Here is a 10,216-nt window from a genome sequence, read left to right as displayed (position 1 = left end):
GTCCAGGACAGCGAGGCCACCAAGGAGGGCGTCGGCCTGCTCATGGCGGGCGTGCGGGAGGGCTAGGACGCCGAAGGGGACACCCCTGATTGGAACAGAAGCCTTGTATAACATTGACAGCCGCTGCTTGAGTTGCAGCGGCTGTCAATCTGTAGAAAAAACCTCAATGTCCGATGAGTTCAGAGGCCCCCCACGGAGTATTACTTAGAACACCGGCACCACAGCGCCGCCGTAGGTCTCCTCCATAAAGGCCTTGACCTCGTCGCTGCAAAGGGCCTGGGCCAGAGTCTGGATAACGGCGTCATTCTCCTTGCCCTCCTTGACGGCCAGGACATTGACGTAAGCGGTGGCGGCAGTGCCGTCGGCGGACTCCACCGCCAGGGCGTCGGAGACCTTCAGGCCGGCGTCAATGGCGTAGTTGCCGTTGATGACGGCCATATCCACGTCGGCCAGGCGCACCGGCAGCTGGCTGGCCTCCAGCTCCACAATGTCCAGGTTTTTGGGGTTTTCGGCGATGTCCGCCTTAGTGGCGGTAATGCCGGCGCCCTCTTTCAGGGTAATCAGCCCCTCCTGCTCCAGCAGCAGCAGGGCCCGGGCCTCGTTGGTGGTGTCGTTGGGCACGGCGATCTGAGCGCCGTCAGCCAGATCGGCGATGGCGTTGGTCTTGCCGGCGTACAGGCCGAAGGGCTCGTAGTGGATCTCCGCCGCGCTCACCAGATGGGTGCCGTCGCTGACGTTGAACTCGTTCATGTAGGTGATGTGCTGGAAGTAGTTGGCGTCCAGCTCGCCGCTTTCCACGGCCAGGTTGGGCTGAATGTAGTCGTTGAACTCCACGATTTCCAGCTCAATGCCCTGCTCGGCCAGGACATCCTTGGCGATTTCCAGAATTTCAGCGTGGGGGGCGGGGGTGGCGCCCACCTTAATGGTGACCTTCTCGGCCACGGGAGCGGAGGGCTCCGACAGGGCGGGATCGGCGCTGGGGGCAGCGGAGGGCGCGGAGGCGGTGCCGGAGTTGGAGCAGCCGGCCAGCAGGGCGCAGCCCAGGGCGCCGGTAAGCAGCACAGAGGTAAGTTTTTTCATGTTCATTTCTCCTTTTGTCCATTTGATTTTCTCCCAAACCGGAGCACAAAAAAACGCCCTTGAATCACATTCAAGGACGAGAGCATTCCGCTTCGTGGTACCACCTTGCTTCACCCGCTGCCTCACGACAGGGGCCTTACGGAGTACTAGCATACTCCTGCGCGCTGACGGGCGCTCCCGTCGCAGCCTGTGCGGAAAGCTCCGCAGTCGGTGCGCCGCTCCGAGACCATGTTCAGCCGGACCTTCCGTACCCGTTTCCACCATACCGGGCTCTCTGTGACGTATCTTCCCGCCTACTCTTCTCTTCCTTGCGTTTGAGGGGCGTTATTCAGTTCCGCTTGGGTTATCTTTAGTGTACTCCCAACTTACCTATCTGTCAAGAAGGTAATTTAGACAAAAGCAGGGGCGGACAAAACCGCATTTTTGCCCGCCCCACTGAAATATATGGATGGCTACAGACTGCCCGCCCCGTGGGACTTATCCGCCACGGACTTCTTCTGCCTGCGCAGAGCCCCCTTTTTCTGGCTGCCCTGCAGCCGCTTGTCCATGCGCACCGCCAGATGGGTGCCTGCGGACTGGAAGATTTGGACCAGAATGACCAGCACCACCACGGACACCCACAGGATAATTTTCATCCGCCGCTGGTAGCCCAGGTTCAGGGCCATGGAGCCCAGGCCGCCGCCGCCGATTGCCCCGGCCATGGCACCATAGCTGAGGATGGTGATAAAAGCGGTGGTAAACCCGGTGACCAGAGAGGGCAGGCTCTCCGGCAGGATCACCTTGGTGATAATCTGGAGAGGGGAGCAGCCCATGGACTGGGCGGCCTCAATCATGCCCCGGTCGACTTCCCGCAGGGAACCCTCCACCAGCCGGGCCACAAAGGGGAAAGCCGCCACAATAAGGGGAATGACCGTGGCCTTGGTGCCGATAGAGGTGCCCAGAATCAGCCGGGACAGGGGGATGACCAGCACCATGAGAATAAGGAAGGGGACCGAGCGGAGGATATTGATGACAAAATTCAGCACGGCCATTACCGGCTTGGGCAGGGGGAGCACGCTGTTCTCCTCCCCCGCCACCACGGCCACGCCCAGGGGCAGGCCGATGAGGTAGGCAAAAAAGGTGGAGATCACCGTGACATACAAGGTCTCCCAGATGGCGAAGAGCAGGCCGTTTTTGCCCAGCTCCAGCAGGCGGAGCACCTGGTCGTTATTCAGCAGATCCGTCATGGTAATTGCGCACCTCCTCCATCGTTACATTGGGCTGGCTCTTGATGTAGGCAATGGCCTTGGCGGCCTCCGCCTCGTTGTCCGGCAGGCCGATGAGCATGGTGCCGAAGGCCTGGCCGTTGATATTCTTGGTGTCCGCCCCCAGTATGTTTACCTTAACCCCGCAGTCAATGGCCAGCGAGGCGATGAGGGGCTCGTAGGAGGAGCCGCCGTTGAAGGCGATGCGCACCACCCGGCTGGTCTTCACCGGGTCCAGGATGACCCCATCTGGGTAGACCAGCTTCCGCCCCGCCTCTGTCTTGGGGTTGGAGAAGACCTCCTCCACCGTGCCCTGCTCCATCACCCGGCCGTGATCCAGAATGGCCACGTGGGAGCAGATCTCCTCCACCACCGCCATCTCGTGGGTGATGACAATCACCGTAATGCCCAGGCGGCGGTTGATGTCCTGAATCAGCCGCAGGATGGAGCGGGTGGTGGTGGGGTCCAGGGCGGAAGTGGCCTCATCGCATAAGAGCACCTTTGGGTCGGAGGCCAGCGCCCGGGCAATGGCAATGCGCTGCTTCTGTCCGCCGGAGAGCTGGGCGGGGTAGGCCCCGGCCTTGTCCGGCAGGCCCACGATGTCCAGCAGCTCCAGCGCCCGCTTTCTGGCCTGGGCCGCCGGCACCCCGGCGATCTCCATGGGGAAGCAGATATTTTTCAGACAGGTGCGCTGCATGAGCAGGTTGAACTGCTGAAAAATCATGCTGATGGACCGGCGGGCCTGGCGCAGCTGGGCGGGGGAGAGCGTACACAGATCCACCGGCGCGCCGCGCCCGGATTCCACCAGGCCATCCGCCAGCACCTGTCCCTGGGAGGGCCGCTCCAGCAGGTTGATGCACCGGACCAAGGTGGACTTGCCGGCGCCGCTCATGCCGATGATGCCGTAAATATCCCCATCGTTGATGGTAATATTCACATGGTCCAAAGCAAGAAAGGGCCCCTGCTCCGTAGGGAAGGTTTTACACAGGTCTTTTAGTTCTATCACCGTGGATTTCTCCTTTTTCACCGGGATAACCGTCGATTGTACGGTGATTATTGTATGCCAGACCCGCCCGGCCTGTCAAGGCAAATTCCACCGCAATCTGGCGGAAGGGCCGGCCCTGGAATCTGGCCTTCCAGATAGAGAATTTCTCTCTCTTTCGGCCTCTTTCCGCGATTGCCTACTTGACAGGAGCCTTTAAGATGGTAAAATTTATCCATTACAGTTTAGCGTCTGGCTGATAAATGTCAACATGCCCGGCGGCGGGAAATTTTAGGAAAAGTGATGTGAGCGCGCCTATGAGTCAGCATAAAAAAGACGAGACCCAGCCGCTGGTGTTGAGCGAAGGGACCTTTCCGATTATCGAACAGGTCACCACTGGGATGCCTGGCGGCTTTTTTATTTACCATGCCACGGGAAAAGAGGAGCTTATCTACGCCAACAACGCCCTGATTCGTATATTTGGCTGCGATGACCTGGCGGATTTCAAGCGCTATACCGGTTTTGTGTTCCGGGGAATGGTTCACCCAGAGGATTGGGCGCGGGTTTCAGAGAGCATTCAGCTGCAGATCAACCACAATGACGAAGCGCTGGACTATGTGGAATACCGTATCATCCGGAAAGACGGCGCCATCCGCTGGCTCCAGGACTACGGCCACTTTGTCCACACCAAGCGGTATGGGGATGTATTTTATGTATTTGTGGAAGACGCCACCGAGCGGCATTTGAAGGAGCTCAGCAACACCCGCATGACCCAGCTGCTTCAGGAGCGGCTGGAGACGCTGGGCCGGCTGGAGCATGAGACCACCGCCCTGCGGCTGGTCCATGAGATTCTCCGTTCCGGGATGTGGAGCATGGAGTTCAACGAGCAGGGAAAGATGGTCAGCGTGTTGTGGAGCGAGGAATTCCGCGCGATGGTGGGCTATCAAAGCGAGGCCGACTTCCCCAACACGCTGGAGGCGTGGTCGGATCTGATTCACCCGGAGGATAAGCAACAGGTGCTCAAGGCCTACTATGGGACGATTGCCGACTACACCGGAAAACGGGTCTACGATGTGAAGTACCGGCTGCTTACCAAAAACCGCGGGTACCGGTGGTTCCAGGCGGCGGGGAAGCTCTCCCGCCGGCCGGACGGCACCCCCATTACCTATGCGGGGATGTTCGTGGATATCACAGAGCAAAAGCAGAAGGACGAGGAGCTGGAGACCCAGCGCAGAATGCTGGAGGACGCGCTGGAACAGGCTCAGCGGGCCAACCGGGCGAAAACGGTCTTTCTCAACAATATGTCCCATGATATCCGTACGCCAATGAACGCGATCATCGGCTTTACTGCCCTGGCGTCCAACCACATTGAAAGCAAGGAACTGGTAAAGGGCTATCTGGATAAAATCATGTCGTCCAGCAACCACCTCTTGTCCCTGATCAACGACGTACTGGATATGAGCCGGATTGAGAGCGGCAAGATGCATATTGAGGAGACGGCGTGCAGCCTCACCGACGTGATGCACGACCTGAAGACCATTGTGCAGGCGGACATCCGCTCCAAGCGGCTGGAATTTTTTATTGACACGATGGACGTGGTCAATGAAAATGTCATCTGCGACCGGCTGCGGCTGAAGCAGGTGCTGTTGAATGTGGTGGGCAACGCCCTGAAATTTACCCCGCCTCAGGGAATGATCAGTGTGCGCATCACCGAAACCGGGGATGCCCCGGAAGGCTGGGGCTCCTACAAGTTCACTGTGCGGGACACCGGCATCGGCATGAATCCGGAGTTTTTACAGCATATCTTTGAGCCCTTCGAGCGGGAGCGTACCTCTACCATCAGCGGTATCCAGGGTACGGGATTGGGTATGACCATTACCAAGAATATCGTAGACATGATGCACGGCTCCATCTGCGTGGAGAGCGAGGTGGGCAAGGGCAGCGCATTCACGATCTCTTTCCAATTCCGCTTGTCCAGTGAGCCCTGCCGGGTAGAGACGGTGCCGGAACTGAAGGGCCTGCGGGCCCTGGTGGCGGATGACGATTTCAATACCTGTGTCAGTGTGACCAAGATGCTCTCCAGCATCGGGATGCGGCCGGAGTGGACCACCTCCGGCCGGGAGGCCGTCCTCCGGGCCAAGCTGGCCCTGGAGCAGGAGGACGAATTCGACGCCTATCTCATCGACTGGCTCATGCCCGACATGAACGGCATTGAGGTGGTGCGCCGCATCCGCAGACTGATCGGCGGCGGCAAGCCCATTATCATTCTCACCGCCTACGACTGGGCGGATATTGAGACAGAGGCGCGGGAGGCGGGTGTGACCGCCTTCTGCTCCAAGCCCCTGTTTTTGTCCGAGCTGCGCGCCGCCCTGCTTCAGTCCGGCCATGACATCATCCAGGAGGGCCCAGCCTGGAGCGGCATGGAGGACAGCTTCGCCGGCCGGCGGGTGCTGCTGGTGGAGGACAACGAGCTCAACCAGGAGATCGCCGCCACCATTCTGGAGGAGGCGGGGCTGACGGTGGCAATGGCCTCAGACGGAGCCCAAGCGGTGGAGCAGGTAAAAAACTCCGCCGGCGCCCCCTTCGATCTGGTCCTGATGGACATCCAGATGCCGGTGCTGGACGGCTATGGGGCCACCCAGGAGATCCGGCGCTTGGACGACCCGCTGCTGGCCCGGGTGCCCATTATTGCCATGAGCGCTAACGCCTTCGAGGAGGACAGACAGCGGGGAATGGAGGTGGGAATGAACGGCTATCAGGGCAAACCTATTGAGATTGAAAAGCTGATGGACGCCCTCAAAGCGGTTTTCAGTAAAGAGACCCCGCCCGTGCCTTGATGAGACGCCGCTTTTATATTTGGCGGTATGCCGGCGAAAATCCCTCTTTCGGTTTCTGGGCAACTCTGCTATAATAGAACCCAACCTATTAGGGATAGAGAGGAAAGAATATGGGACTGTTTGGTTTATTTGGGAAGAAGGAGCCAAAGAGGCCGGCGGAGGCGCCTGCCGAAAAAGAGGGGGCGGAGCTGGCGCCCTATTCCGGGCTGCAGGTCGAGGTAACCGCCATAGACGGCCGCCTCCTCTTCGTGGCGCGGCTTCAGGGCCTGCGGGGGGGCACCGGCCAGCTGTGGCAGCAGTCAGAGGAATCTGTGGAGATGGGGCCGGAGCCCATTATGGTGAAAATCCGCGGGTACAGCGACCGGGACAACAAGGCGGTCTATATGGAGGGCGTCATCACGCCGGAGCAGAACCGGACCTGGACGGCAGAACATCTGAAGCTGCTCAAGACAGGCAACGACCGGGCCTATTTCCGGCTGGACACCAATGTTGAGGGGACGCTGTCCCCCTCCGGCCGGGTAGGGGGGAAGGAGGAGCCCTGTAAGCTGCTGAACATCAGTATTGGGGGCGCCCGGGTGCTCACCGCGGCGCCCCACAAGGCCAGGGAGAAGTTTCTGCTCCGGGTTAAGCTGATTCCAGACCGGGAGCCCTTTCTCATCCGCTGCGAGCTGCTTCGCATTATCTCAAAGGACGAGAAGCAGTTTGAGTACGGGCTGCGGTTTATGGACCTGAATGACAAGGAGACAGAGCGAATTACCCAGTGCATTTTTGATCTCCAGCGGAAAAAGAACCGGTAAACACCTTTACGGGGAGGCAGGCAAAATACGCCTGCCTCCCCGCGGATTTTTGCGCTTCAGGATCTGTATTCACAACCGGGGGATGCTGGATTGCCAAGGGATTTTGCTGTCCTGCAAGGCAAACAAGCGCAGGAATCCTTTGTGGATTTCAAGCTTAGGTCCTAAGAGCGGCTGGGCGTCTGGAGGAGCATCAAGACGAACCCCACGGCCAGCAGGGCGCAGGAGGCCCAGATGGCGCGCAGGCCCAGATATCCGGTCAGAACGCCGCCGGTGCCGGCACCGGCGGCGAAGAGAAGGAGGATAGCGCCGTACTTCCCTGCCTCCCGAAGGCGGCGGGGGTCCCGGGCGGCGATAGCTCCGCCTAGGTGGGCCATGGCGCTGCGGAGGTTTCCGATGCACATGGTGCTGGCGTAGGCGCTGCCGTTTACACTGCGGAAGCTCTGCACCTGCACGGCGCAGGAGAAGGAGGTGAGGGCGTTGGCCAGCCAGTCCCAGCCTGCGGGGAGAAGACCTGCTGTCCCCAGCAGGAAAATCTCTCCTATCACCGCCTTCTGACGCCAGTGGATCCTCCCCCCGCCGGGGGACAGGGCGCGGAGAAGCTCCGCCGCCAGCACCCCCAGAGCAAAGGCCAAAACGGGGATGAGATACCGCAGGCAGCCGGAAAAATTTCCGGAAAAGAAGGCGCAGCTCATCAGAACGATATTGCCGGTCTGGGCGTTGGCAAAGACTCTGTCCCGCATGAAATAGGAGTAGGCGTCCTGAAGACCGCCGGACAGGGTGAGGGGAATCATGACAAGCACCGAGTCGGACATCTGTCCGGAACGGCTGTTGAAAAAGGACATGGCGCTTTGCCTCCTGTGGGTCGTAAATTCTATGACAAAAGAATTATACGATTGCCGGGGGCGGATGTAAAGCAGAGGGCCGGGAATGGGATGTGGCTTGACAAATTTATTTAAAACACCTATGATTAGCATGTTATAACCGGTTGGATTTATGGAATTTTTTTTGGCCGTCCCGCTGCCTGCGCCGGTGGGACGGGACGCACAAGCCGGAACAAAGGAGGATAAGTATGTGAACAGCGGCAGGGATGGAAGTGCACTTACCCATGCACAGGTGATGGAGATTCTCCCCCACCGGGATCCGATGCTCCTCATTGACGAGGTCAGGGAGCTGGTGCCGGGCCAGCGGGTGGAGGCCACATTCTGGGTGGACCCGGCCCGGGAGATTTTTCAGGGCCACTTTCCCGGAGATCCGGTGTTTCCGGGGGTGTACACCGTGGAGTGTACCGCCCAGGCCACCGATCTGGTGCTTATGAGCAAGCCAATCTATGCGGGAAAGGCGCCCCTGTTTTTGGGGATCAACAGCGCGAGGTTTTATAAGAAGATTCTCCCCGGCGACACCCTGGAGATCCGGGCGGAGCTGCTGAGTGAGCGGGCCGAGAAGGCCATCGCCACCTGCAAATGCGCGGTGTATACGGCTGGAGACCTGGCGGCGGAGACGGAAGTCACCATCGCCATGCGGTGACAGACAAGGAGGAAACCATGGCATTGATGACCGCAAAGGAGTATATTGACAGCCTGCGCAAGCTGCGCACCCGGGTGTACCTGTTTGGGGAGCAGATTGAAAACTGGGTGGACCACCCCATGATCCGCCCGTCCATCCAATGCGTGGCCATGACCTACGCCCTGGCGCACAACCCGGAGTATGGGGCGCTGATGACGGCCACCTCCAGCCTGACCGGCCGGAAAATCAACCGGTTCACCCACCTGCATCAATCCGCGGAGGACCTGGTGAAAAAGGTGAAAATGCAGCGCCTGCTGGGGCAGAAGACGGCCTCCTGCTTCCAGCGGTGCGTGGGTATGGACGCGTTTAACGCCGTCTTTTCCACCACCTTTGAGATCGATGAGAAGTACCACACCCGCTATCACGAAAATTTCAAGCAGTTTCTGATTCAGGTTCAGGACCAGGACCTGACGGTGGACGGGGCCATGACCGACCCCAAGGGAGACCGGTCCAAGCCACCTCACCAGCAGGCCGACCCGGACATGTATGTCCACGTGGTGGAGCGCCGGTCCGACGGCATCGTAGTGTGCGGCGCCAAGTGCCACCAGACCGGCTCTGTCAACTCCCACTGGCACATCTTCATGCCCACCATCGCCATGGGAGAGGCGGACAAGGACTGGGCGGTCTCCTTCGCCTGCCCCACCGACGCGGAGGGCATGTACCTCATCTACGGCCGGCAGTCCTGTGACACCCGCAGGCTGGAGACAGAGGGGTGCATCGACCAGGGCAACGCCAAATTTGGCGGTCAGGAGGCCCTGGTGGTGCTGGACCACGTGTTCATCCCCAACGAGTACATCTTCCTGAACGGGGAGTATGAGTTTGCCGGCACGCTGGTGGAGCGCTTCGCCGGCTACCACCGGCAGAGCTACGGCGGCTGCAAGGTGGGGGTGGGGGATGTGCTGATCGGCGCCGCCGCCCTGGCCGCGGAGTACAACGGGGTGGAAAAGGCCAGCCACATAAAGGACAAGCTCATCGAGATGACCCACCTGAATGAGACGCTGTACAGCTGCGGCATTGCCTGTTCCTGCGAGGGGTGCCCCACCCGGGCGGGGAACTACCAGATCGACCTGCTGCTGGCCAATGTGTGCAAGCAGAACGTGACGCGCTTTCCTTACGAGATCGTCCGCCTGGCGGAGGACATCGCCGGCGGGCTGATGGTCACCATGCCCTCTGAGAAGGACTTTACCTCTGATACGGTAGTGGGCCGGAACGGGGAGACCATCGGCGACATCTGCAGCAAGTACTTTGGGACAAAGGAGGGGGTGTCCGTCCAGGACCGGCAGCGGATCCTGCGCTTTTTGGAAAACCTCTGCCTGGGGGCCGCCGCCGTGGGCTACCGCACCGAGTCCCTCCATGGCGCGGGCTCGCCCCAGGCCCAGCGGATCATGATCGCCCGCCAGGGGAATCTGGAGGGCAAAAAGGAGCTGGCAAAGCACATCGCCGGAATCAGGCGCGGGGAAAAGTAGACCGTGAAATCGGCTCTTGACATTTCCGGGAAAATGCCATACAATGAAGCTGCTAAAAATAAATATGCCTTATCAAGAGTGGTGGAGGGATCGGCCCTGCGAAGCCCGGCAACCTGCCTGCTCCCCGTTGGGGGCGGGAAAGGTGCCAAATCCGGCGGTGTAAATCGACAGATGAGGTTAAGACCCCAGTCCTTTAACGCTCCGCCGTTGTGCGGAGCGTTTTTTTCTTGATGGGCAGCGGATCCTG

General features: G+C 59.9%; 8 protein-coding genes and 1 riboswitch. Of the genes, 4 read left to right on the top strand and 4 right to left on the bottom strand.

Features of this window, described 5'->3' with window-relative positions; all coding sequences use genetic code 11:
• Positions 1-204: 204 nt before the first annotated feature.
• The 3 genes from D1159_RS11495 to D1159_RS11485 all read right to left on the bottom strand — a co-directional run bounded on the left by D1159_RS11495 (position 205) and on the right by D1159_RS11485 (position 3,330).
• Entirely contained in the window at positions 205-1,080 is an 876-nt protein-coding gene (locus tag D1159_RS11495) for a MetQ/NlpA family ABC transporter substrate-binding protein (protein WP_161845797.1), read from the bottom strand.
• A 452-nt stretch (positions 1,081-1,532) separates the two neighbouring features.
• Positions 1,533-2,306, bottom strand: coding sequence for a methionine ABC transporter permease (locus D1159_RS11490; protein ID WP_161845796.1), 774 nt, complete (start codon positions 2,304-2,306; stop codon positions 1,533-1,535).
• Positions 2,287-3,330, bottom strand: a complete 1,044-nt coding sequence (locus D1159_RS11485) for an ATP-binding cassette domain-containing protein (RefSeq protein ID WP_161845795.1) — start codon at positions 3,328-3,330, stop codon at positions 2,287-2,289. Before D1159_RS11485 ends, D1159_RS11490 begins: the two co-directional genes overlap by 20 nt.
• A gap of 293 nt (positions 3,331-3,623) precedes the next feature.
• On the opposite strand from D1159_RS11485, the gene D1159_RS11480 reads away from it, so the two are divergent.
• Both D1159_RS11480 and D1159_RS11475 read left to right on the top strand, forming a co-directional pair.
• On the top strand, positions 3,624-6,143 hold the full coding sequence (locus D1159_RS11480) for a PAS domain-containing hybrid sensor histidine kinase/response regulator (protein ID WP_161845794.1): 2,520 nt from the start codon (positions 3,624-3,626) through the stop codon (positions 6,141-6,143).
• 110 nt (positions 6,144-6,253) lie between these two features.
• Positions 6,254-6,940, top strand: a complete 687-nt coding sequence (locus D1159_RS11475; protein ID WP_161845793.1) for a PilZ domain-containing protein — start codon at positions 6,254-6,256, stop codon at positions 6,938-6,940.
• Between the two features lie 161 nt (positions 6,941-7,101).
• Here D1159_RS11475 and D1159_RS11470 read toward each other — a convergent pair whose 3' ends face one another.
• Positions 7,102-7,782, bottom strand: coding sequence for a YoaK family protein (locus D1159_RS11470; protein WP_243152258.1), 681 nt, complete (start codon positions 7,780-7,782; stop codon positions 7,102-7,104).
• A 229-nt stretch (positions 7,783-8,011) separates the two neighbouring features.
• On the opposite strand from D1159_RS11470, the gene fabZ reads away from it, so the two are divergent.
• Together fabZ and D1159_RS11460 are read left to right on the top strand one after the other, a co-directional pair.
• Entirely contained in the window at positions 8,012-8,464 is a 453-nt protein-coding gene (gene fabZ, locus D1159_RS11465) for a 3-hydroxyacyl-ACP dehydratase FabZ (protein WP_347563681.1), read from the top strand.
• Between the two features lie 17 nt (positions 8,465-8,481).
• Positions 8,482-9,969, top strand: a complete 1,488-nt coding sequence (locus D1159_RS11460) for a 4-hydroxyphenylacetate 3-hydroxylase N-terminal domain-containing protein (RefSeq protein WP_161845792.1) — start codon at positions 8,482-8,484, stop codon at positions 9,967-9,969.
• Positions 9,970-10,035: 66 nt separating this feature from the next.
• Positions 10,036-10,147, top strand: a riboswitch (SAM riboswitch).
• The last annotated feature ends 69 nt before the right edge of the window (positions 10,148-10,216 follow it).

Origin of the sequence: Pseudoflavonifractor sp. 524-17, from assembly GCF_009935845.1 — a bacterium.
Lineage (GTDB): Bacteria > Bacillota > Clostridia > Oscillospirales > Oscillospiraceae > Pseudoflavonifractor_A.
The sequence above is the reverse complement of the archived record's forward strand: the minus strand, read 5'-3'. Positions and strand labels throughout refer to the sequence as shown.